This is a genomic window from Cellulomonas sp. NPDC055163, from assembly GCF_053607065.1.
On record NZ_JBSGSU010000011.1, the window covers coordinates 12,642 to 35,695 of the forward strand.

Annotated in this window: 20 protein-coding genes; 5 read left to right on the top strand and 15 right to left on the bottom strand. The window is 75.4% G+C overall.

Going from position 1 to position 23,054, the window contains the following annotated elements; all coding sequences use genetic code 11:
• Window positions 1–59: 59 nt before the first annotated feature.
• The 4 genes from ACWFNE_RS18675 to ACWFNE_RS18690 all read right to left on the bottom strand — a co-directional run bounded on the left by ACWFNE_RS18675 (window position 60) and on the right by ACWFNE_RS18690 (window position 4,310).
• Window positions 60–995 (bottom strand): proteasome assembly chaperone family protein, encoded by a 936-nt coding sequence (locus ACWFNE_RS18675; protein ID WP_452123922.1) that lies wholly within the window; start codon window positions 993–995, stop codon window positions 60–62.
• Window positions 996–1,115: 120 nt separating this feature from the next.
• Window positions 1,116–1,553, bottom strand: a complete 438-nt coding sequence (locus ACWFNE_RS18680) for a response regulator (RefSeq protein ID WP_452123923.1) — start codon at window positions 1,551–1,553, stop codon at window positions 1,116–1,118.
• A gap of 34 nt (window positions 1,554–1,587) precedes the next feature.
• Complete coding sequence (locus ACWFNE_RS18685) at window positions 1,588–3,162, bottom strand: sensor histidine kinase (protein WP_452123924.1); 1,575 nt, start codon at window positions 3,160–3,162, stop codon at window positions 1,588–1,590.
• Complete coding sequence (locus ACWFNE_RS18690) at window positions 3,159–4,310, bottom strand: PP2C family protein-serine/threonine phosphatase (RefSeq protein WP_452123986.1); 1,152 nt, start codon at window positions 4,308–4,310, stop codon at window positions 3,159–3,161. The genes ACWFNE_RS18685 and ACWFNE_RS18690 overlap by 4 nt, the downstream gene beginning before the upstream one ends.
• A gap of 307 nt (window positions 4,311–4,617) precedes the next feature.
• Here ACWFNE_RS18690 and ACWFNE_RS18695 point away from each other — a divergent pair, with 307 nt between their 5' ends.
• Window positions 4,618–6,894, top strand: a complete 2,277-nt coding sequence (locus ACWFNE_RS18695) for a HelD family protein (protein WP_452123925.1) — start codon at window positions 4,618–4,620, stop codon at window positions 6,892–6,894.
• Window positions 6,895–7,037: 143 nt separating this feature from the next.
• On the opposite strand, the gene ACWFNE_RS18700 is transcribed toward ACWFNE_RS18695, so the two are convergent.
• Complete coding sequence (locus tag ACWFNE_RS18700; RefSeq protein WP_452123926.1) at window positions 7,038–7,907, bottom strand: matrixin family metalloprotease; 870 nt, start codon at window positions 7,905–7,907, stop codon at window positions 7,038–7,040.
• A 131-nt stretch (window positions 7,908–8,038) separates the two neighbouring features.
• On the opposite strand from ACWFNE_RS18700, the gene serA reads away from it, so the two are divergent.
• Window positions 8,039–9,238 (top strand): phosphoglycerate dehydrogenase, encoded by a 1,200-nt coding sequence (gene serA, locus ACWFNE_RS18705; RefSeq protein ID WP_452123927.1) that lies wholly within the window; start codon window positions 8,039–8,041, stop codon window positions 9,236–9,238.
• 124 nt (window positions 9,239–9,362) lie between these two features.
• Here the strand turns inward: serA and ACWFNE_RS18710 are convergent, their stop codons facing one another.
• Window positions 9,363–9,563: a DUF5302 domain-containing protein gene (locus tag ACWFNE_RS18710; RefSeq protein ID WP_034629814.1), complete on the bottom strand. Its 201-nt coding sequence runs from the start codon at window positions 9,561–9,563 to the stop codon at window positions 9,363–9,365.
• A 210-nt stretch (window positions 9,564–9,773) separates the two neighbouring features.
• Here ACWFNE_RS18710 and ACWFNE_RS18715 point away from each other — a divergent pair, with 210 nt between their 5' ends.
• Entirely contained in the window at window positions 9,774–11,477 is a 1,704-nt protein-coding gene (locus tag ACWFNE_RS18715) for an AMP-binding protein (protein ID WP_452123928.1), read from the top strand.
• Between the two features lie 156 nt (window positions 11,478–11,633).
• Here ACWFNE_RS18715 and nrdR read toward each other — a convergent pair whose 3' ends face one another.
• Both nrdR and ACWFNE_RS18725 read right to left on the bottom strand, forming a co-directional pair.
• On the bottom strand, window positions 11,634–12,185 hold the full coding sequence (gene nrdR, locus ACWFNE_RS18720) for a transcriptional regulator NrdR (RefSeq protein ID WP_452123929.1): 552 nt from the start codon (window positions 12,183–12,185) through the stop codon (window positions 11,634–11,636).
• Between the two features lie 49 nt (window positions 12,186–12,234).
• Window positions 12,235–12,543: a LysM peptidoglycan-binding domain-containing protein gene (locus tag ACWFNE_RS18725; RefSeq protein WP_452123930.1), complete on the bottom strand. Its 309-nt coding sequence runs from the start codon at window positions 12,541–12,543 to the stop codon at window positions 12,235–12,237.
• 629 nt (window positions 12,544–13,172) lie between these two features.
• On the opposite strand from ACWFNE_RS18725, the gene lexA reads away from it, so the two are divergent.
• The gene (gene lexA / locus ACWFNE_RS18730; protein WP_452123987.1) at window positions 13,173–13,901 is read left to right on the top strand and encodes a transcriptional repressor LexA; all 729 of its coding nucleotides are present in this window, start codon (window positions 13,173–13,175) and stop codon (window positions 13,899–13,901) included.
• A 103-nt stretch (window positions 13,902–14,004) separates the two neighbouring features.
• Here lexA and ACWFNE_RS18735 read toward each other — a convergent pair whose 3' ends face one another.
• From ACWFNE_RS18735 to hflX, 3 genes are all read right to left on the bottom strand, one after another.
• Window positions 14,005–15,009 (bottom strand): L-lactate dehydrogenase, encoded by a 1,005-nt coding sequence (locus ACWFNE_RS18735; protein ID WP_452123931.1) that lies wholly within the window; start codon window positions 15,007–15,009, stop codon window positions 14,005–14,007.
• Window positions 15,010–15,068: 59 nt separating this feature from the next.
• Window positions 15,069–17,348, bottom strand: a complete 2,280-nt coding sequence (locus ACWFNE_RS18740) for an ATP-dependent DNA helicase (RefSeq protein ID WP_452123932.1) — start codon at window positions 17,346–17,348, stop codon at window positions 15,069–15,071.
• Between the two features lie 135 nt (window positions 17,349–17,483).
• Complete coding sequence (gene hflX, locus ACWFNE_RS18745) at window positions 17,484–19,016, bottom strand: GTPase HflX (protein WP_452123933.1); 1,533 nt, start codon at window positions 19,014–19,016, stop codon at window positions 17,484–17,486.
• Between the two features lie 108 nt (window positions 19,017–19,124).
• On the opposite strand from hflX, the gene ACWFNE_RS18750 reads away from it, so the two are divergent.
• On the top strand, window positions 19,125–19,736 hold the full coding sequence (locus ACWFNE_RS18750) for a class I SAM-dependent methyltransferase (RefSeq protein ID WP_452123934.1): 612 nt from the start codon (window positions 19,125–19,127) through the stop codon (window positions 19,734–19,736).
• Here the strand turns inward: ACWFNE_RS18750 and ACWFNE_RS18755 are convergent.
• The 4 genes from ACWFNE_RS18755 to ACWFNE_RS18770 form a co-directional block, all read right to left on the bottom strand.
• Window positions 19,723–20,061 carry a thioredoxin family protein gene (locus ACWFNE_RS18755; protein ID WP_452123935.1) on the bottom strand — a complete coding sequence of 113 codons (339 nt, stop codon included), beginning with the start codon at window positions 20,059–20,061 and terminating at the stop codon, window positions 19,723–19,725. The genes ACWFNE_RS18750 and ACWFNE_RS18755 overlap by 14 nt on opposite strands.
• A gap of 149 nt (window positions 20,062–20,210) precedes the next feature.
• Complete coding sequence (gene dapF / locus ACWFNE_RS18760) at window positions 20,211–21,209, bottom strand: diaminopimelate epimerase (protein ID WP_452123936.1); 999 nt, start codon at window positions 21,207–21,209, stop codon at window positions 20,211–20,213.
• Window positions 21,206–22,162, bottom strand: coding sequence for a tRNA (adenosine(37)-N6)-dimethylallyltransferase MiaA (miaA, locus tag ACWFNE_RS18765; RefSeq protein ID WP_452123937.1), 957 nt, complete (start codon window positions 22,160–22,162; stop codon window positions 21,206–21,208). The genes dapF and miaA overlap by 4 nt, the downstream gene beginning before the upstream one ends.
• A complete protein-coding gene (locus tag ACWFNE_RS18770; RefSeq protein ID WP_452123938.1) occupies window positions 22,159–23,037 on the bottom strand; it encodes a hypothetical protein in 879 nt (292 codons plus the stop codon). The genes miaA and ACWFNE_RS18770 overlap by 4 nt, the downstream gene beginning before the upstream one ends.
• Between the last annotated feature and the right edge of the window lie 17 nt (window positions 23,038–23,054).

A 23,054-nucleotide genomic window follows, 5' to 3' on the forward strand; every position in this document is an offset into this window, starting at 1 on the left:
CCCGGCACCGACCGGGCAGCGCCGGGTCCCGCGCCGGCGACGGCGGGGCGCCCTCGGGGTCAGTCCCCCGGGCCGTCCTCGCTGTTCTCCGCCAGGAAGCGCTCGAACTCGGCGCCGAGCTCGTCGGCCGTGGGCAGCTGGGTCGTCTCCGCGAGCAGGCCCGTGCGACCGAGGTTGCGGGCGAACGCGTCGTACTGCTCCTCGAGCGCGTGCACGACGGCCGCGACCTCCTCGGACCCGCTGACCTGGCGGTCGATCTCCTCGCTCGTCTCCTCGGCGGTCGCCGTGAGCGCGCCGACCTTGAGCCCGAGCCCGGTCGCGCGCTCGACGTTCTGCAGCGCCGCGATGCTGGCCTGCGGGAACGCCGACTGCGCGAGGTAGTGGGGCACGTGCACGGCGAAGCCCATCGCGTCGTGGCCCGACTCCCCGAGACGCATCTCGAGGAGTGCGCTCGCGCTCGCCGGGACCTGCACGGTCCCGAACCACGACGGGTGGTCGGCCACGAGCTCGGGGCGCGTGCCGTGCGCGGTCACCGACAGCGGACGGGTGTGCGGGATCCCCATCGGGATGCCGTGCACCCCGACGGTGAGCGGCACGTCGAAGCGCTCGACGATCTGGCGCACTGCGGCGGCGAACCGCTCCCACTGCACGTCCGGCTCGACACCGTGCATGAGCAGGAACGGGACACCCGCGCTGTCGCGCACGAGGTCGACCACGAGCTCCGGCTCCGCGTAGTGGCTCCACGTCGTGGAGTCGAACGTCATCGTGGGCCGCCGCGACCGGTAGTCGAGCAGCTGGTCGACGTCGAACGTCGCCAGTCGGGCGGTCGGGAGCTCGTCGGTCAGGTGGCCGGCGGCGAGCTGGCCCGCGTTGCCGGCGTCGACGAACCCGCGCAGGGCGTGCACCAGGACGGGGCCGGTCCCACCTGCGGACCGGGCCTCGACCTCGGCCGCGACCGCGGGGTCGACACCGTAGATCTCGCTCGGGTCGAGCATGGGGTCCTCACTCTCGTCGGTGCTTCGTGCATGCGTGCTGGGGGGTGCGGGTCGTCGTGTGCCGCCCGACCCGTCGTCCCCTCACAACGCGCGCGGGCGCCGCCCTCTTCCCGACGCCGCTCAGCGCGTCGGGAGGCGGACCACCGAGACGAAGAACTCGTCGATCTGGCGCACGACGTCGATGAACCGCTCGAAGTCGACGGGCTTCGTGACGTACGCGTTGGCGTGCAGCGAGTAGCTGCGCAGCACGTCCTCCTCGGCCTCCGAGGTGGTCAGCACGACGACCGGGATCGAGCGGAGGTCGTCGTCCTGCTTGAGCGCCTGCAGCACCTCGCGGCCGTCCATGCGGGGCAGGTTGAGGTCGAGCAGGATGAGATCGGGCGTCGGCGCGTCGGCGTGCTCGCCCTCCTTGCGCAGGTACGCGAGCGCGCTGACGCCGTCCGAGACGACCGCCAGCCGGTTCGCGACCTTGTTGTCCTCGAACGCCTCGCGCGTCATCAGCACGTCGCCCGGGTCGTCCTCGACCAGCAGCACGTCGATGATCTTGGTGGGGGACATCGCCACTCCGTTCCGTCCGGCCCGGCTCGGGCGCTCAGTCCTCGGCCCGGGCGAGGCGGGGCAGCGTCCAGCGCACGGACGTGCCGTCCCCGTCCCGGGGCTCGATCCAGATCCGACCGCCGTGGTGCTCGACGATCTTCTTGCACAGCGCGAGCCCGATCCCGGTGCCGTCGTAGACGTCCTTGGCGTGCAGCCGCTGGAAGATGACGAAGACCCGCTCCGCGTACTGCGCGTCGATGCCGATCCCGTTGTCCCGGCACTCGAGCTCCCAGGATTCTGCCACCTCGCGCGCTCCGACACGGATCACGGGCGGTTCGTCCGGGCGCCGGAACTTGATCGCGTTGCCGACGAGGTTCTGCAGGAGCTGCACGAGAAGTGCGCGCTCGCCCCGCACGACGGGGAGCCCGTCGCGCGTGACGACCGCGCCCGACTCCGCCACGGCCTCGCTGAGGTTGCTCAGCGCGTCGTCGAGCGCCTCGTCCAGGTCCACGTCGACGGGCTCGCCGACCATGCGCCCGACGCGCGAGAAGCCGAGCAGGTCCTGGATGAGCTGCTGCATGCGCTTCGCGCCGTCGACCGCGAACGCGATGTACTGGTCCGCGCGGTCGTCGAGCTGACCGCCGTAGCGCTTCTGCAGGAGCTGGGTGAAGCTCGCGATCTTGCGCAGCGGCTCCTGGAGGTCGTGCGACGCGACGTAGGCGAACTGCTCGAGGTCCCGGTTGGAGCGCCGCAGCTCCTCGGCCTGCTCCGTGAGCTGCTCGTGCGCCGCGGCGATCTCGGCGGACGAGGCCCGCAGCGCGCCGAGCTGCGCGACGAGCGCGACGCGCATGCTCTCCACGTCGGCGGCGAGGTCGGCGATCTCCCCCGGGCCCGTCGACAGCACCGGGTGGTCGAGGTCTCCTGAGCTCACCGCCCGGGCGTCGGCGGCGAGGTCCGCGAGCGGGGCGGCGATCCACCGGCGCAGCAGCACCGAGAGGGCGATCCCGACCGCGACCGCCGAGAGGGACAGGACGACGAGCGCGCCGGCCACCAGCCGGGTCCACAGCGCGAGCTCGTCGACCGCCTCCCGGCGCTCCGCCCGGAGCACGTCGAGGTAGCCCTCGACGGCGGTGCGCGTCTCGTCGAACAGGACGCGGCCGCGCTCGATGTCCTGCGTGCTCACCGCGGCCGCCCCCCGGAGGTCGACCGCCTCGATCGCCGGTGCCGCGAACTCGCGCTCCCACCGCTCCGCCGCCTGCGACGCGGCGCCCGCGGCCCGGGTGACCTCCGGGGTCACGATGTCGCGCTCGGTCTCCTCCGCCAGCTCGACGAACGTCGCCGAGCTGGTCGCCCGCTCGAACGGCTCGAGCGTCACGGCGTCACCGGTGAGCGCGTACCCGCGCACCGCGGTCTCCGCGTCGACGAGGCGCGTGTACGCGGCCTCGGCGCGGGTCACCGCGAGGAAGTAGGTCTCCGTCACGTCGTGCTGCCGGTCGACCATGCGCTCGACCGCGAGCCCCGACACGAGGACGACGACACCGAGCAGGACGCCCGCGAGCGCCAGGGTGCGCGACAGCCGCTGCCGCAGCGTCGTGCCGGCCATGCGCCCACGCCCGGTCGCGGCGCTCATGCGCCACGCCCCAGGACGACCACGGCGGTGTCGTCGACGAGCTCTCCCCCGTGGATGCGCCGGACCTGCTGCAGGACGTGGTCGACGAGGTCCTGCCGGCCGGTGCGGAGCCCGGCGTCGAGGACGGCGATGAGGCCGGCCTTGCCGACGCGCTCCCGTCCTCCGCCCACCGTCGCCTCGAGCACGCCGTCGGTGTAGAGCATCACCCGCCAGGCCTCGCCGAGCTCGAGGTGGCACGGGTCCCAGCCACCGCTCACCGGGATCCCGAGCGCACGTCCGCGCGCGTGGGTCGGCAGGGTCGTGGACGGCGGCCCGAGCAGGATCGGCACGGGGTGGCCGGCCAGGTACAGGTCCGCGGACGTCCCGTCGGGCGACACGGCGACCATCGAGACCGTCGTGAACACCTCGGGACGCGAGCGCTCCGCCACGAGGACCCGCTCGAGCAGGCCGAGGATGCGCTCCGTCGGGGTGTCGGCAAGCACGAGCGTCCGCCACGCCGTCCGGAGCGTCGCACCGAGCGCCGCCTCGTCGGGGCCGTGGCCGCACACGTCGCCGACGATCGCGAGCACACGCCCGTCGGTGCACTCGACGACGTCGTAGAAGTCACCGCCGAGCAGCCCGTCCCGACCCGCGCGGTACCCCACCTGGACCTCGATGCGGGCGTCGTGCACGAGCGGGTTCGGGAGCAGGGCGCGCTCGAGGCGGGTCATCTCGTTGGCGCGCACCAGGCTCCGGTACAGCGCCCGGTCGGTGTCCTCGAGCCGGCGGCGCTGCACGGCGTACCGCACGGACCGCCCGAGCAGCTCGCCGTCGACCTCGCCCTTGACGAGGTAGTCCTGCGCGCCGGCGGCGACGGCCCGCACGCCGACGTCGGTCCCCGACAGACCGGTGAGCACGACCACGGCGGGGGCACCGGCGGCGAGCAGCCGGTCCAGCGCCCCGAGACCCATCGCGTCCGGCAGGCCGAGGTCGAGCAGCACGCAGTCGACGTCGAGGCGCTCGACGGCCTCGTCGAGGGTCCGGACCCACGTGAGGTCGACGTCGAGCCCCGCGTCCTGGAAGTGCTCGTCGACGAGCAGCGCGTCGCCGTCGTCGTCCTCGACGAGCAGGACCCGGATCCGCGGGTTCCGCGCGTCGCCCTCGATCAGGTCGCCGGTCCCGGCACCGAGGTCGGGGAGCACGAGGGCACCGTCGGGCGCTCCTGTGCTGTGCGTCGTCACGCAGGGTCCTCTCGTCGGGCGGTGTGGCGGGGGCAGCCTAGAGCCGGACGAGCCCGGTCGCGCACCCGGGCGGGGTGAGAAGCGGCACGGGCGGGCCGGGGGGCGGTGCACGGCACCGGCGTCGTGGGCGGATAATGGACGGCCGCTCGCGCCGTCGCGCGGGCGACCCGGAACCGGCGAGACCGTGTCCGCACGCACGTGCGCGGACCCGGGGACCTCGTGGACAGGAGCGCACGTGGCGGGGATCGAGTCGGAGCTGCGCCGTGAGCAGGAGACGGTCGACGGCCTCTACGGACGCCTCGACGCGCTGCGCACCCAGACGCGGGAGCGACTCGCCGACGTCCGGCGCGGCGGCCCGTCGGGATCCCCCCAGAACCGCAGCGAGCGCGACGCGTTCGCGACGCTGTACGAGGACCGCCTGGCCCAGCTCGAGGCCGTCGAGGACCGGCTCGCGTTCGGCCGTCTCGACCTGGCCGACGGCGACGCCCGGTACATCGGCCGGATCGGCCTGACCGACGACCAGCACGCGTCGATGCTCACCGACTGGCGGGCCCCGGCAGCGCAGGCCTTCTACCGGGCGACGGCCGCCCAGCCCGACGGCGTCGTGCGGCGCCGGCACCTCGTGACGCGGGGCCGCGCGGTCACCGGTGTCGAGGACGAGGTGCTGGACCTCGACGTCCTGGCGTCCGCCGACGGGCTCGACGCGGACCAGCGCGAGCGGCTCATCGGGGGCCTGTCGGGCGAGGGCGCCCTGCTCGCCGCGCTCGCCGCGGGCCGCACGGGCCGGATGGGTGACATCGTCGCGACCATCCAGGCGGAGCAGGACACGATCATCCGCTCCGACCTGCAGGGCGCGCTCGTGGTCCAGGGCGGCCCGGGCACGGGCAAGACCGCCGTCGCTCTGCACCGCGCCGCGTACCTGCTGTACGCGCACCGGCGACTCCTCGAGCGCTCCGGGGTCCTGCTCATCGGCCCGAGCCGGACGTTCCTGCGCTACATCGACCAGGTGCTGCCCTCGCTCGGCGAGACGGGCGTGGTCACGACGACGATCTCCGAGCTGTTCCCCGGTGTCGTCGCCGGCGGCACCGAGGACGAGGCGGTCGCCGAGATCAAGGGCCGTGCGCTCATGGCTCGCGTCGTCGCGCGGGCGGTGCGTCAGCGCGAGCGGGTCCCGCGTGAGGCGACCGAGATCCGGGTCGACGGGCGGACCGTCGTGGTGACGCCGTCCGACGTGCAGTCGGCCATCGCCCGGGCGCGGCGCGGCCACCGCCCGCACAACCAGGCCCGGGTCGCGTTCGTGCGCGACATGCTCGGGCGGCTCGCCGCGCAGTACGTCGAGCAGCTCGGCTGGGAGGTGCCGCCCGACGAGCGCGGCGAGATCGTCGAGGAGCTCCGCACCACGCGCGAAGTCCGGATCGCGCTCAACCTCGCGTGGATGCCGCTCACGCCGCAGGGCCTCGTGACCGACCTGCTGACCAAGCCGGCGCGGCTCGCCGCCGCGGCGCCCGAGCTGTCCCGGCGCGAGCGCGACCTGCTGCTGCGCGACCGGGACGCGCCGTGGACCCCCGCGGACGTCCCGCTGCTCGACGAGGCCGCGGAGCTGCTCGGCGAGGACGACCAGGCCGCGCGGGCCCAGGAGCGCGCGGACGCCGCCCGCCGCTCCGCCGAGGTCGACTACGCGCGGCGGGTCCTCCAGTCGTCGGGGAACGACGGGCTCGTGTCGGCCGAGCTGCTCGCGGACCGGTTCGCGAGCAGCGGCCCGCGGCTCACCACCGCCGAGCGCGCGGCGGCGGACCGGACGTGGACGTACGGCCACGTGGTGGTCGACGAGGCGCAGGAGCTGTCCGCGATGGCGTGGCGCATGCTCGTGCGCCGCGTGCCCACCCGGTCGATGACCGTCGTCGGCGACGTCGCGCAGACCACCGCCCGCGCGGGCGCCCGGAGCTGGGCGGGCATGCTCGACCCGGTCCTGCGCACGTCGTGGCGCCTGTCCGAGCTCACGGTGAACTACCGGACGCCCGCGGCGGTCGCCGACGCCGCCCAGCGCATGGCGCGCGCGGCGCGGCTGCCGGTGAGCACGCTGACGTCCGCCCGCGAGGTCCCGGACGCCCTGCGTCTCGCCCGCGTCGCGCCGGACGACGTCGCGCGCACCGCCGTGGACGAGGTGCGTGCGGCGCTCGGCGTCGTCGGGGACGCGTCCGGCGGCGGGCGCGTCGCCGTGCTCGGTCCCCCGGAGCTGCTCGCGCGGGTGCACGACGCGCTCGGCGCGGCGGGGCTCGCACCGCAGGCGCCCGACGGCCGTGCCGCGGCGGACCTCGACTCGCCCCTGTCGTTGCTCACGCCGCGCGAGGCCAAGGGGCTCGAGTTCGACGCCGTCGTCCTGCTCGAGCCGGCCGACGTGCTCGCCGAGAGCGCCGGTGACCTCTACGTGGCGATGACCCGGCCGACCCGCGAGCTGCGCGTCGTGCACAGCGCTCCGCTCCCCCGCGGGCTGGAGGACGCGGAGGGCTGAGCCTCCGCACCGTGCGTCACCGTGCGGCACCGCCGGACGGTGGGGCCTCGACGGGCCCCGCGCCGGGGCGGTGCTCACGTCGGGGCGTCGCCGCGCGCGCGACCTCGGCGTCCGGCCGCGCTGCGCGACGGTCGCTGCGCGGGTCAGGTGCCGTCGCAGGCGACCTGTCCGACGCGGGCCAGGCCGGCGAGGTCACCCTGGCCGAGGTCCGTGCGCGCGCCGGTCACGGGCGCCATGAGCTCGTCCGGCGTGTCGACGTGGTCGAGCCCGACGACGTGCGCGAGCTCGTGCACGACCACGGCACGAGCCCGGGCGTACCCGTCGGGGCCGGCGAGGATCGCCGTGAGGTCCGGCGCGTCGAGCAGCACGCGCCCGCCGGCGAGGAACTGCGAGCGGCCGTCGGCGCCGGGCACGACGGACGCGCCGCCGAGACCCGCCGTGGGGCCGGCGAGCTCCGGGGACAGCGTCTCGTCGGACCACGCGAGCAGGACGGGCGCCCACCCGTCGCCGTACCGCGCCTGGACCAGGGGACGTTCGAGGTCCGGCTCCTCGGACGTCAGGCCGGCGTCGACGAACGTGAGGCCGGTCGCGGCGGCGACCAGGGCGACCGACTCGGTGACGAGCTGCCCGCCCACCGCGGGCGCGCCGTCGGGGCGGACGACGTAGCGGATCGGGCGGCACGGGTCGAAGCCGACGGGCTCCCCCGTCGGCCCGTCGTGCAGGAACGCGTACGCCCCCGAGGTCGTCACGGGCACCGGCGGTCGCGGGCGGACGGCACCCTCGACCGGCGCGGGGACGGACACCAGGCGCCCCTCGACCGACACCATCGCGCGCGGCGCCGCGAGCCCGATGACCGGCTCCAGCGCGCCCCGCTGCCACGCGAGGGCCGTGAGGACCACCGCGAGCACGGTCAGGAAGCCGGGGTGCAGCACCCGTCGGCGCGTCGCGACGGGCCGCGCGGACCGTGCGAGACGCGCTGCGCGGCGACGGTACCGCCACATCGACAGGCTCACGCCGCGAGTCTGTCAAGCGCTCCGCAGGGGCGCGTACCACGGCACGGGTGAAGCGGCTGCCCACAGGGGTGAAAGTGTCCGAGGGACGGGACCGGCTTGGACGCCCCCGGCCCGGGGAGCACCATGGGGGCGTGCTACGCGCCCTCCTCCTCGAGAACCTCCACCCCCAGGCCCGGACCATCCTCGAGTCCGCCGGCTTCGACGTGACCACGCGGACGGGGGCGCTCGACGAGTCCGAGCTCGTCGACGCGCTCCAGGGCGTCCACCTCCTCGGGATCCGTTCCAAGACCCACGTGACCGAGTCCGTGATCGCCCAGGCGCCGGACCTGCTCGCCGTCGGCGCGTACTGCATCGGCACGAACCAGATCGACCTGGCCGCTGCGGCGGACCGCGGGGTCGCGACGTTCAACGCCCCGTTCTCGAACACCCGCTCGGTCGTCGAGATCGCGATCGCCGACATCATCGCGCTGACCCGCCGGCTCACGGAGTTCAACTCCGCGATGCACGCGGGCGTCTGGAACAAGAGCGCCGAGGGTGCGCACGAGATCCGCGGCCGCACGCTCGGGATCATCGGCTACGGCAACATCGGTACGCAGCTGTCCGTCCTCGCCGAGAACCTGGGCATGTCGGTCGTGTTCTACGACACCGCGGAGAAGCTCGCGCTCGGCAACGCGCGCCGCGCGGAGTCGCTCGACGAGCTGCTCGACGTCGCGGACATCGTCACGCTGCACGTCGACGGCCGCAGCGGGAACGCCGGCCTGTTCGGCGAGAAGCAGATCGCCCGCATGCGTCCCGGCTCGATCTTCCTCAACCTCTCGCGCGGCTTCGTGGTCGACTACGCGGCGCTGCGCGACGCGATCGTGTCGGGGCACGTCGCCGGTGCGGCGGTCGATGTCTTCCCCACGGAGCCCAAGCGCAAGGGCGACCCGTTCTCCTCGGAGCTCCAGGGCCTGCCGAACGTGATCCTCACGCCCCACACGGGCGGGTCGACCGAGGAGGCGCAGGAGGCGATCGGCCATTTCGTCTCGAACAAGGTCCGCGACTACCTGGCGACCGGCTCGACGACGCTCAGCGTCAACCTGCCGAACGTCGCGCTCGACCAGCCGCCGGGCGCGCACCGCCTGGCCTACCTGCACCGCAACGTCCCGGGGGTGCTGGCGGCGGTGAACGCGACGCTCGCCGAGCACGGCGTCAACGTCGCCGGACAGCTCCTCGCGACGCGCGGCGAGATCGGCTACGTGGTCACGGACACCGACGCACCGGTCGAGGACGCCGTGCTCGACGCACTGCGCTCGCGCCCCGAGTCGGTCCGGCTGCGCCTCCTCTCCTGAGCACCGGTCCGGGCTCCCGACGCCCCGGCCCCTGAACGTCACGAGGTGCCCGGACGAGCGATCGTCCGGGCACCTCGTGGCGTGTTCTGCGGGTCCCCGTCGCCGGCTCCGCCCGTCCGTGCGGTCAGGCCGAGCCGGACTTGCGCCGGAACTGCCGCTGCACGGGCCCCGCGGTCTCCGAACCGTGCACGCTGCCCGTGTTGCGTGAGCCGTCCGCGGACCGGTGCTGGGCCGCCGCCTTCTTGCGGTCGAGCGCCTCGCGGAACTTCGCCTTGGCGTCCTGGGCGACCGGCTCGGTCGTCGTGCTCTCGTCGTGCTCCGCCATCGCGGAACCTCCTCGTCGTGGTGGGTCCGGGAAGCCCGGCCGGCGGAGCGGGTCGCTGCGCTGCAGGGTCAGCCTCCCCGAGTCGGACGCGCAAAGCCAACCGGATTCGGGCATCGACGGGCCGTGCGGCGTGGCCCGTTCGTGGTGCACATGGAACACCACCCGCCGTACCGCTCAGTAACCTACGGCTCCGTAAGTTACGCTCGCGTAGTGACCACGACGTCCGACCGGCCCTGGCTCGCCTCCTACGCACCCGGCACGCCCGCCGACATCGAGGTGCCCGACGAGCCGCTCGTCGCCAGCCTGGTCCGCGCTGCGCAGCTGCACCCCGACCGGGTCGCCGTCGACTTCCTCGGCCGCGAGACGACCTACTCCGAGCTCCTCACCGAGGTCGAGCGCGCCGCGGGGGCCCTGCACGGGCTCGGGGTCCGCGCCGGCGACCGCGTCGCGATCGCCCTGCCGAACGGCCGGGCGCACGTCGTCGCGTTCTGGGCCGTGCTGCGCCTCGGCGCCGTCGTCGTCGAGCACAATCCCACCTACTCCGCAGGCGAGCTCGAGCACCAGCTCCACGACTCCGGTGCCACGGTCGCGATCTGCTGGGAGCAGACCGCCGCGCGCGTGGCCGAGGTCCGCGCGCGCACCGCCGTCACGTCCGTCCTCGCGGTCGACATCTCGCGCGACCTGCCCTGGCGCTCGCGCCTCGCCCTCACCCTCCCGGTGCCCGCAGCACGACGCATGCGCGCGAAGCTGCGCGGACCCGTCCCCGCCGGCGCGCTCCGCTGGCACGACGCCCTCGCCCACGCCGAGCCGATCGCGGCGGACCACCCGTTCCCGACGGCCGGCGACGTCGCGCTCCTGCAGTACACGGGAGGCACCACCGGGACCCCCAAGGGCGCCGTCCTCACCCACCGCAACCTCGTGGCGAACGCCGTCCAGGGCGCCGTCTGGACCGGGCTCGGCAGCGGCTCCGAGACGATCTACGGCGCCCTGCCCTTCTTCCACGCGTTCGGACTGACGCTGTGCCTGGCGTTCGCCACGCGCGTCGGAGCCACGCTCGTCGCCTTCCCGACGTTCGACCCGGACGCCGTGCTCCGGGCGCAGGCCCGGCGGCCCGCGACCTTCATGCCGGGCGTCGCCCCGATGTTCGACCGCGTCGCCCGCGCCGCCGAGGAGCGCGGCACGGACCTCCGCTCGATCCGGGTCGCGATCGCCGGAGCCATGCCGATCCCCGCCGAGACGGCCGAGCGCTGGGAGCGGCTGACCGGCGGGCTCCTCATCGAGGGCTACGGCATGACCGAGACGTCCCCCGTCGCGCTCGGCAACCCGTGCACCCCGGCCCGCCGCCCCGGCGCCCTCGGGCTGCCGTTCCCCAGCACCGAGATCCGCATCGTCGACCCCGAGGACCCTGCGCGCGACGTCGCCGCCGGCGAGCGCGGCGAGCTGCTCGTGCGCGGGCCGCAGGTCTTCTCCGGCTACTGGCAGCGCCCGGACGAGACGGCGGAACAGCTCCTCGACGGCGGCTGGCTCCGAACCGGGGACGTCGTCACCATGGACGACGACGGCGTCGTCACTCTTGTGGACCGGATCAAGGAGATGATCAACGCCGGCGGGTTCAAGGTGTACCCGTCGCAGGTCGAGGACCTCCTCCGGACCATGCCGGGCGTCGCCGATGTCGCGGTGGTCGGGGTCCCCGGGGGCGACCTGGGTGAGAAGGTCGTCGCGGCCGTCGTGCTCGTCGACCCGACCCGGACTCTCGATGTGGCGGCCGTGCGCGCCTGGTGCGAGCAGCGCCTCGCGCGTTACGCCGTGCCGCGGGAGCTCGTCATCATGACCGAGCTGCCGCGCTCCCAGATCGGGAAGGTGCTGCGCCGGGTCGTGCGCGACCAGGTCCTCGCCGCCGGCACGTCCGCCTGACGCCGGGTCCGGCGGCGCACAGCGTCGGGTCCGGAGGCTCCGGCGGTCGGCCCAGAGGCTCAGAGGCTGTCGGTCCGGACGTCGGTCCGAAGGCTCTGGCCGCCGGTCCGGAGGCTCAGGCCGCCGGTCCCGAGGTCAGGCCGTTGGTCCCGAGGCTCACGCCGTCGGGTGCGGGCGCGCCGCTCCCGCCGGTGAGGCGTCGGGCTCCGTGCCCGGCTCACCCGCGCCGGGCCCTCCGTTCGAGGCCGCTGCGCGCGCTGCCTCGTGGTCGGCGCGGAGCACGGTGATCGCCGCCTCGAAGTCCTCGAGGGAGCTGAACGCCTGGTACACGCTCGCGAACCTCAGGTAGGCCACCTCGTCGAGCTCGCGCAGCGGGCCCAGGATCGTGAGCCCGATCTCGTAGGCGTCGAGCTCGGCGCTCCCGCTCGACCGGATGGTCTCCTCGACGCGCTGGGCGAGCAGCGCGAGGTCGTCCTCGCTCACCGGCCGGCCCTGGCAGGCCTTGCGGACGCCGTTGATGACCTTCTCGCGGCTGAACGGCTCGGTGGCACCGGAGCGCTTGACCACCGAGAGGCTCGCCGTCTCGACGGTCGTGAAGCGGCGGTTGCACTGAGGGCACTGGCGGCGACGACGGATCGAGGATCCGTCGTCGGAAGTCCGGGAGTCGACGACGCGGGAGTCCCCGTGTCGGCAGAAGGGGCAGTGCACGCCTGAGAACCTAAGCGCTCACGCTGGGACGACGCAACAGCGACGCCGGTCAGCGCTGGACCGGGAGGACGAGCTCCTGGCCCGCGTCCAGTCCTGCCGTCGCCAGCCCGTTGAGCGCCTGGAGCTCGAGGACGACGTCCCGGACGTCCTCACCGGGCCGGGCGCTCGCCGCGGCGATCTGCCACAGGGTCTCGCCGGCAGCGACGGTGTACGTCGTGACCTCGAGGGCGCGCGTCGGACCGTCGGCGAGGGCCTGGCCGCCCTGCACGCCCGCCGCGAGCACCAGGGCCGCGAGCAGCAGGACCACGAGCCGGCCACGGCGGGTCAGGCGCAGCGGTCGCTCCTCGGCGGGCACCACGGTCGAGCGGTGTGCCGCAGCGACCGGGCGCCGCAGCGACGCGGCCCCGGGACGAGCCGGAGCACCCGCCGCGCCGCTCACGGGCGCCGGGCGGGCCAAGCCGCCCGTGCGAGGCTCTCCTGCCTCCGACGAGCGGGCACCGGCGGCCCGCAGCGACGCAGCAGCACTGCGCGCCCGCTCGCCGCCCTGCATCGGTGCGGCCGGACGCGCACGACGCGGAGTCGGCACTGCCGCGACCTGCACATCCGGCGCGGCGAACCATGCCTCGCGAGCCCGTGCAGCTGCGCTCCCCCGGCGCACGTCCGAGCCGCGTGCTGCCGTGGAGATCACCATCGCACCCATGCCGCCACCCTCCCTCGTCGACCCCGCGCTCCCCGCGCGGGTTCGAACACGTGTTCGTCGAACGCTTGTACGGTTCTACCACCCCGCATCGCGAGATGTCGAGACACGCTCGAACAGATGTTTGATCCGTCACCCCTGCTCCCCTAGGCTGACGTCGCAGGAGACAGCGCACCACGAGGCACTGACACGGGCGCTGGCCAGCACCGATACATCTGGAGGCGACGGTGGCGAAGCAGCGCGGGACCGAGGAGAGGGTGGACGCCACGGGCGGCGCATCCCGTGGCGGCCTGGCGTCCGTGCACACGCTGCCCGACGCGGCCCCGGACGGCGACGGGCTCACGGCACGCCAGCGCCTCGTGCTCGAGACGATCCGCACGTCGGTCGAGTCGCGCGGCTACCCCCCGAGCATGCGCGAGATCGGCGACTCGGTCGGGCTGACGAGCCCCTCGAGCGTCAAGCACCAGCTCATGGCGCTCGAGCGCAAGGGCTACCTGCGCCGCGACCCGAACCGTCCGCGGGCGATCGAGGTCGTCCAGCCGGACGACTCGCGCGGCGTCGCCCCCTGGTCGGCGCCGAGCGTCACCGCGACGGCCTCGGCCCGCCTGGGTGACGAGGACAGCGCAGCACGGGACTCCGCGCCGGCGCCGTCGTACGTCCCCGTCGTCGGGCGGATCGCGGCCGGTGGGCCGATCCTCGCCGAGCAGGTCGTCGAGGACGTCTTCCCGCTGCCGCGCCAGCTCGTCGGCGACGGTGACCTCTTCCTGCTCAAGGTCCAGGGGGACTCGATGGTCGAGGCCGCCATCTGCGACGGCGACTGGGTCGTCGTGCGGCGCCAGCCCGTCGCCGAGAACGGCGAGATCGTCGCCGCGATGATCGACGGCGAGGCGACCGTCAAGACCTTCAAGCGCGCCGACGGGCACGTGTGGCTGCTCCCCCACAACCCGGCGTACGCCCCCATCCCGGGGGACGACGCCCAGGTGCTCGGTCGGGTCGTGAGCGTGCTCCGCAGCCTCTGAGGCGCCTGGCGCCGCGCCGCGGCGCGCTCGACCCGACGGCCGCCCCGGGCCCGCGATCAGCGGGCGGGGCGGCCGTCGTCCTCCGGAGAGGTGCGTTCCGGGGTCAGAACCCGAAGCGGCGGGCCACCGCGCGCAGCGTCTCGGCCGAGCGACGCAGCCCGGCGAGCTCGTCCGCCGACATCGGCACCTCGAGCCGCTCACCCACACCCTCGCGACCCACGAGGGCCGGGACCGAGAGGCACACGTCGCGGATGCCGTGGTAACCGTCGAGCAGCGAGGAGACCGGCAGGATGCGCTGCTCGTCCTTGATGACGGCCTCGATGATGCGCGACCCGGCGAGCGCGACCGCGTAGTTCGTCGCTCCCTTGCCCTCGATGATCCGGTACGCGGACTCGACGACCTCGCGCGCGATGCCGTCGCGCACCTCCGAGGTGAGCGGACCGCGGCCGTTGATGCCGTTCCACTCGAGCAGCGGCACGGCCCCGATCGTCGCGGAGCTCCACAGCGGGAGCTCGGTGTCGCCGTGCTCGCCGGCGACGTACGCGTGCACGTTCTGCACCGCGACACCGGTCTGCTGGGCGATGAGGTAGCGCAGGCGCGAGGAGTCGAGCACCGTGCCGGACCCGAACATCTGGGTCGGCGGGAGGCCCGACTGCTGGAGGGCGGCGTAGGTGACGATGTCGACCGGGTTGGTGACCATGATGTAGACCGCGTCGGGTGCGACCTCGACGAGCGGCGGGAGGATCTTTCCGACGAGCGAGATCGTCGCCTCCGCGAGGTCGAGGCGGCTCTGCCCGGGCTTCTGCTTGGCCCCGGCCGTGACCACGACGACGTCCGCGCCGGTGCACACCTCGATCTCGTCGGACCCGACCACCTCGGCCATCGGCATGAACTGGATGCCGTGCCCCAGGTCGAGCGCCTCGGCCTCGACCTTGGCCTTGTTGATGTCGTAGAGCGCGACGCTGCGAGCGGCGCCGCGCATGAGGGCCGCGTACGCCATCGTCGAGCCGACCGCCCCGGCTCCGACGATCGCGAGCTTGCTGGTCCGTCGCACCTGCCCCGCCGTCACGCCCGTCAGGCCCAGGTCGTCCCCGTCGTTCTCGCTCACGCGTCCTCCTCACCGGTGGGGCCCCCGCGGCCCCGACGCCCGCTGGCGCCGTGACCAGGCTAGTTGCTCGCCGTGGTGCCGACCCGCCCGTCGAGGCGGCGCAGGGCGGCCTCGACGACCCCGCGGTCCGTCGTCCGCCAGAACCCCGGGAGCGAGCGCGTGAGGAAGTCGCCGTAGCGGGCCGTCGCGAGCCTCGGGTCCAGCACCGCGACGACCCCGCGGTCGTCGACGCCCCGGATGAGCCGGCCCGCACCCTGGGCGAGCAGCAGGGCCGCGTGCGTCGCCGAGACCGCCATGAAGCCGTTCCCGCCGGACGCGGCGACGGCCTCCGAGCGGGCGGAGCGCACCGGGTCGTCCGGCCGCGGGAACGGGATCCGGTCGATCAGCACGAGCTGGCACGCCGGCCCGGGCACGTCGACACCCTGCCAGAGGGAGAGCGTCCCGAACAGGCACGTGCGCTCGTCCGCAGCGAAGTCCCGCACGAGCGTGGGCAGCTGGTCCTCGCCCTGCGCGAGCACGGGCACGTCGAGCCGCTCGCGCATCGCCGCGGCGACCGCGTCGGCGGCCCGCCGCGAGGAGAACAGGCCCAGCGTGCGGCCGCCGGCCGCCTCGATCAGCGCGGCGATCTCGTCGAGCTGGGCGTCGGTCGCGGGTTCTCGACCGGGCGGCGGGAGGTGGCGTGCGATGTAGAGGATCCCCTGGCGCGGGTAGTCGAAGGGGCTGCCCACGTCGAGCCCGCGCCACGGCAGCGGGTCGCCGGGGGGCGGCGTCCCGGGCGGTGCGGGCGCGCGGACGGCGAGGGTGTCGCCGGCGCCGGCCGCCGCCTCGGCGTCGACGCGCGCGGCGAGGTCCTCGGCGTCGGTCGACGCGAGGTGCTGCGGCCCCTGCGGCTCGGCGTCGGTGCGGCCCTCGAGGCCCAGCGAGCGCGCGATCGGCGCGAACGTCCCCCCGAGCGCGAGGGTCGCGGACGTCAGCACGCTCGACCGCCCCGCGAGCACGTGCGTGCGGATGAGCCCGTTGACCGACAGCGGGGCGGCGTACAGGCGCGTCATCGCCCCGCCGCGCCCCGTGTCCCCGCGCGCGCACCACAGCACGGTGTGCCGGTTCTGGTCCGGGTCCGCGGCCATGCGCTCGGCGACCTCGAACAGTGCGAGCATCGTCGACATCGCCATCTTGGAGCCGCCGTCCGCACCGGCACCGGCCTTGGCCGCCGCGGGCTCGGGCTTGAGGGCCGTGAGCAGGCCGCGCGCCGCGTCCCGGACGGCCGCGACGGCCTCGAGCGCACCGGGCGGCAGACCGTCGGGGAACCGGCCCTCGGGCAGCTGGACGAGGACCGAGCCGAGCGCCGCGCTCGCCGCGTCCAGGTCCGTCGTCAGGATGCCGCCGTGCCGGCGCGCGAGCCGGGCGGCGTGCTCGACGATCGCGACCGACAGCTCGGCCGTCGCCTGCGCGGTCACCCGGTCGGTCAGCTCGTGCGCCTCGTCGACGATCACGACCTCGTGCTCCGGGAGCACGTTCGGCGAGCCCGAGGCGGCGATGCCGAGCATCGCGTGGTTCGTCACGACGACGTCCGCCTCGCGCGAGAGCACCCGCGCCTTCTCCGGGAAGCAGTCGTCGATCAGCGGGCAGCGGGTGCCGAGGCACTCCATCTTCGTCACCGACACCTGTCGCCACGCGCGCTCGCTCACGCCGGGCACGAGGTCGTCGCGGTCGCCGGTCGCGGTCTGCTCGGCCCACTCCCGCAGCCGCACGACCTGCTCGCCGAGGCTCGCGGCCCCCCGCGGGCTCTCCGCGGCGCCCGGCTCGGGGGGCGGGTGGTCCGCCGCGCCCGCGTGGTCGCCGAGGTCGAACAGCGTGCCCGGCTCGTCCGCCGGGTAGCCGCCCGCGACCTTGTGCAGGCACACGTAGTTGTGCCAGCCCTTGAGCAGCGCGATGCGCGGGGGCCGCGGCAGGCGGGGCGCGAGCGCCTGCGCGACGAGCGGCAGGTCCCGGGTCATGACCTGGCGCTGCAGGGCGAGCGTCGCCGTCGAGACCACGACGTGCTCGTCCTCGAGCACCGCGTGGCGGACAGCGGGCACGAGGTATCCCAGCGACTTGCCCGTGCCGGTCCCGGCCTGCACCAGCAGGTGCTTGCCGGAGCCGATAGTGTCCGCGACCGCGTGAGCCATCTCGTGCTGACCGTCGCGCCGGCCGCCGCCCAGCACGCCGACCGCGAGGTCGAGCAGCTCGTCGACCGAGGCCGGCCCCGTCGCCGGGCGCACGGCGCCGGCTCGGGCACCACGTCCACCCGGGGACGTCGCCGCGGGCGCGGCGGTGGACGGGACGACGGGCTCAGGCACCGCGACAGCCTAGTGCGGGGCGCTGACAGGCCCGGCCGCCGGGCGGTGGACCCGCGCGGCGCCGGCCGCGTTGTGCCGAGCCGTCGTCACGCCCGTCCCGAGTCGCCGTCGCCCCGGCGGGCGACGGCGCCCCGGTCACGCCGAGCGGACCGCCGCCGCCGACAGCTCGGAGGCGAGCGTCTCGTCGACGCGGGCCCGCAGTGCGGTCCCGGCCTCGGTGTGCTCCTCCGAGTCGATCTCGCCGTGCAGGTGCACGCGGTGCACGAGGTCCCCGCGGTCGTACGGGATCACGACGTCGACGCTCACGCTCGGACGCGGGAGCTGGTCCGCGATGAGCGCCTGCAGCGCCTCGACCCCCTCGCCGGTGTGCGCCGAGACGACGATCGACCCCGGTTCGCGCGAGCGCAGGCGGGCCAGCGTCTCGGGCTCCGCCAGGTCGGCCTTGTTGAGCACGATCACCTCGGGCACGTCCATCGCGCCCGGGATGTCGGCGAACACGTGGCGCACCGCCGCGATCTGGCTCTCGGGATCCGCGTGCGACGCGTCGACGACGTGCAGCACGAGGTCCGCGTCCGCGACCTCCTCGAGCGTCGACCGGAACGCCTCGACGAGCTGGTGCGGCAGGTCGCGCACGAACCCGACCGTGTCCGTGAGCGTGTACACGCGGCCGTCGGCGGCCTCGGCACGCCGGACCGTCGGGTCGAGCGTCGCGAACAGCGCGTTCTCGACGAGCACGCCCGCCCCGGTGAGCCGGTTCAGCAGCGACGACTTGCCCGCGTTGGTGTACCCCGCGATGGCGACCGACGGGATGCCGTGCTTCTTGCGCGACGCACGCTTGGTCTGCCGAGCGGGCTCCATCGCGGCGATCTCCCGCCGCAGCTTCGCCATGCGGTCACGGATGCGCCGGCGGTCGAGCTCGATCTTCGTCTCACCGGGACCGCGCGAGCCCATGCCCGCCCCGGCGCCGCCGACCTGTCCACCGGCCTGCCGCGACATCGACTCGCCCCAGCCGCGCAGGCGCGGCAGCAGGTACTCGAGCTGCGCGAGCTCGACCTGCGCCTTGCCCTCACGGGACTTGGCGTGCTGGGCGAAGATGTCGAGGATCAGCGCGGTCCGGTCGACGACCTTGACCCGGACGACGTCCTCGAGCGCGCGCCGCTGCGAGGGCGCGAGGTCGGCGTCCACGATCACCGTGTCCGCACCGACCGCCGCCACGACCCCCGCGAGCTCGGCAGCCTTGCCCGAGCCGAGGAACGTGCTGGGGTCCGGGGTGCGGCGCCGCTGGAGCATGCCGTCGAGGACCTGCGAGCCCGCGGTCTCGGCGAGCGCGGCAAGCTCGCGCAGCGACAGCTCCGCCTGCTCGGCCGTGCCGGAGCCCCACAGGCCCACGAGCACGACGCGCTCGAGGCGCAGCTGGCGGTACTCGACCTCGGTGACGTCCTCGAGCTCGGTCGACAGGCCGGCCACGCGGCGCAGCGACGTGCGCTCCTCGAGGTCGAGCTGGTCGCCGTCGTAGGAGGAGTGGACCGTGCCGCCGTCGTGCAGGGCCGTGCCGGCGCGGGCGAGCACGCGTGCCACGACGTCGTCCGCGACCTCCTGTGCGCTGCGGCGGTCCACGGCGGCGTCGGCCGTCTCCTCACGCGTCTGGGGGTGCTGCGGGTCGCTCACGCGGTGCCTCTCGTCCGTCGTCTCGTCGGTCTCTCGTGCTCGTTCCAGGGTGTCACGCGGTTCCCCGACCCGCGACGGATATTCGCTGCAGGCGGATAGGGTCGCGCGGTGAGCGGGAACGACCACTACTTCACGGCCCGGCCCGCGTCGCCGGACGAGCGCCGCGTGCGCACCGTCACGCTCGGCGGTCAGGACGTCGACGTCGAGACCGCGGGCGGGGTGTTCTCGCCCGACCACGTGGACCTCGGCACCGAGGTGCTGCTGCGGTCGGTGCCCGCGCCGCCGCCCGGCGGCGACCTGCTCGACCTCGGCTGCGGGTGGGGGCCCGTCGCCCTGTCCCTCGCGCTGGCGTCGCCCGGGGCGCGGGTGTGGGCGGTCGACGTCAACGAGCGCGCGCTCGACCTCGTGCGGCGCAACGCCGAGCGGCTCGGCTGCCCGAACGTCGTCGCGGTGACGCCCGACGAGGTGCCCGACGACGTGAGGTTCGCGGCGCTCTGGTCGAACCCGCCGATCCGGGTGGGCAAGGCGGACCTGCACGCGCTGCTGCTGCGCTGGCTCCCCCGTCTCTCCCCCGGCGCCCAGGCGCACCTCGTGGTGTCGAAGAACCTCGGGGCGGACTCGCTGCAGCGCTGGGTCGCCGAGACCCTCGCCGGGGCGGCCGACGTCGAGCGCGTCGCGAGCGCGAAGGGCTTCCGCGTCCTGCGGGTCAGCGCCCGCTGAGTGCGGCGACCGCGGCGCGCGCCTGCGCGAGGGTCGGGGCGCCCACCACCCGGGCGCGCTCGGCACCGTCCCCGTCGAGCACCAGGACGGTGGGCGTCGACCGGACGTCGAGGCGCTCGCCGAGCGCCAGGTGATCGGTCACGTCGATGTCCACGTGCACGACCCCGGGTGTGGTCGCCGCGACGCGCTCCAGCACCTGGTGCGCCGCCCGGCACGGCCGGCAGAACCGGCTCGAGAGCTGCACGAACGTCGCCGTCGCGCCCGGCGTGATGCCGAGCTCGGCGACGAGGGGGTGCGCCCCGGCCGCGGGGGTCGTGAGGTCCACGACCGCCTCAACGGCACGGCGGAGGTCGGTGTTCCCCCGCGCGTCGGTGCCCGGGCCTGCGGCGGTCCCGGCGCCGGGCTCGGGGCGGTCGTCCGCGGACCCTCCGGCGGGGCACCGGCCCGGGGACGGGTCTCGGCGCCGCGCTCCCGTCAGGCGACGAGCGCGGCCAGGTCGACGTCGACCTCGGCGACGAGCACGGCCGGGCCGGCGAGCTCGACGTGCCCGTCGGGGAGGACGCGCACGCGCACGCTGCCGCCCGGGACGTCCACGACCCACACGTCGGGGGCCTGCGGGCCCGCCCACGCGCGCACCGCGAGCGCGGCGGCGCACGCCCCCGTCCCGCACGAGCGGGTCTCGCCGACCCCACGCTCGTGCACGCGCATCCGGACCCGCCCGACGAGGGTGCCGTCGGGCGCCGCGTCCTCCCCGAGCGGGACCACGAGCTCGACGTTGGTGCCGTGCGGCGGGACCGGCGTGACCGTGGGCGCGCGGGTGAGGTCGGCGCTCGCGAGCTCGGCGTCGTCCGCGAGCGCGAGGACGGTGTGCGGGTTGCCGACGTCCACGCTGAGCGCGGGACGGGCGACCTCCACCCCGGCGACGAGCACCTCGGCGTCGTGCCCGGCGGCGGCGGCCTCGGGCCCCCCGGGCAGCGCCCACGGCCCCATGTCGACCGCGTACCACGGGGCGCCGCCGTCGGGCGCGTCCTCACGCCGCACCCGCCGCACCCCGGCCCGGGTGCCGAGCGCCAGCTCCCCCGCTGCGGGGTCCCACGCGCCGAGCCGCTCGAGGTAGGCGGCGAACACGCGCACCCCGTTGCCGCACATCTCCGCGACCGAGCCGTCACCGTTGCGGTAGTCCATGAACCAGTGCGCGGCGGGCTCGTCCGCGAGCACGGCCACGCCCTCGGGGAGCGACGCGCTGGGCGCGACGCGGATGACGCCGTCGCCGCCCACACCCGCGCGCCGGTCGGCGAGCCCGCGCACGAGCGCCGGGGTCAGGTCCAGGGCACCGGCCCGGTCGTCCAGCAGGACGAAGTCGTTCTGCGTGCCGTGCCCCTTCGTGGCGGCGAGCCGGCGGGAGGCGGGCGCAGCGGTGCGCGCCGTGCCGGGGGCCGTCGTGGTCGCGCTTGAGGTCGCCGGGCTCGTCATGAGCCCAGACTACGGCGGGGCGCGGGGTCGTCCGTCGCGGGACCGAGCGTCCCGGCGTCGGCCCGCGCGACGAGGTCCAGCGCGCGCTCGACGAGGTCTGGGCTCTGCGCGTCGAGCCAGTGCACGCGCGGGTCGCGCCCGAACCAGCCCATCTGCTTGCGGGCGAGCCGGCGCGTCCCGGCGGCGACCGCGGCGCGCGCCTCGTCCTCCGTCAGCTCGCCCCGGAACGTCGCGAGCACCTCGGCGTACCCGACGGCGCGCGCCGCGGTGCGCCCGATCCCCCGGCCCGCGAGCGCCCGGACCTCCTCGACGAGCCCGTGGTCCCACATCCGCGTGACGCGCCGCTCGATCCGCTCGTCGAGCACGGCGCGGTCGCAGTCGAGGCCGAGCTGCACCGCCGGCACCTCGTACACGTGCTGCGGCAGGCTGGCCGAGTAGCGGCGGCCGGTGAGCTCGATGACCTCGAGCGCGCGCACTAGCCGGCGCGCGTTCCGCGGCCCGATACCGGCAGCAGCCACGGGGTCCCTGGCCTCGAGCTCGGCGTGCAGCGCACGCGAGCCCTCGGCCTCGACGCGGGCCTCGAGCCGTGCCCGGACCTCCGGGTCGGTCCCGGGGAACTCCATGTGGTCGAGCAGCGACCGCACGTAGAGCCCCGAGCCGCCGACCGCGATCGCGCGAGCCCCCCGCGCCTGGATCGCGGTGACGTCGGCGCGCGCACCCGCCTGGTAGTCGGCCACCGAGGCGTCCTGCGACGGCTCGAGCACGTCGAGCTGGTGGTGCGGGACGCCCTGGCGCTCGGGGGCGGTGAGCTTCGCGGTGCCGATGTCCATGCCGCGGTACAGCTGCATGGCGTCGGCGTTGACGACCTCGCCGCCGAGCTCGTGCGCGAGCGCGAGCGCGAGGTCCGACTTCCCGGTCGCGGTGGGGCCGACGACGGTCACGACGAGCGTCATGCGTACGGATCCTCCGCGACGGCCGGGCGAGTGACGCCCGTGGGCGGTCCGGCCGGGGCCACGCCGTCGTGCGCGACGAGCCAGGCGGCGACGACGTGCTGCGCCCCGAGCGGAGCCCCTGCCGCGTGCACGGTCGCGGTCACGCTGCGCTCGCGCGTGTCCGGGGTGCCGTCCGGGCACAGCGCCCCGAGAAGCACCTGCCAGGGGGCCCAGCCCGTCACGTCGAGCTCGCTCGCGAGAGCCGGGTCGAGCGCGGCCAGGCGGGCGAGCGCGGCGGGCCCGGCGTCGGCGAGGTCGGCGAGCACCGCGGCGTCGTAGGCGGGCGCGCGCTCGTCGTCCGCGCGGGGGGCGTCGGGCCCGTGCCGCGCGCTGAGGGAGCCGACGACGACGAGACCCGTCCGTGGCGCACCGCCCGGCACGAGGTGCCGCCCCGCCTCCGCGAGCCGGGCTGCGGCGGACGGGTCGGCGCCGGCGGGAGGCGCCGTCTCGACCACGTCCACCGCGCCCGTCCAGCCGGCCTCGCGGACCAGCAGGACGCCGACCGAGGCGGACACCCCCACGACGCGGGGCACAGCCGCCGCACGCTCCCCGGCGCCCGCTCCTGCGTGCGCCGCGTCGACCCACCGCAGCGCACCGTCCGGGATGCCTGCGGCGGCGAGCGACGCGCGCACGGGGCCGGGCGTCACGCCCACGGGATCGTCCGGGCCCAACCCGTGGCCCGGGGCCACGACGACGACGCGCCGAAGGTCGCGCTCGAGCACCGAGCGCACCGCCGCGATCGCGTGGGTGCGCAGGTCGGCGTGCACGTCCGTCCGCCCGGACGCCCCGGGGACGAGGAGCACGGTGTCCGGGACGAGCGCGGCGGCGACGAGCATGCCCCGACCGTAGCCGC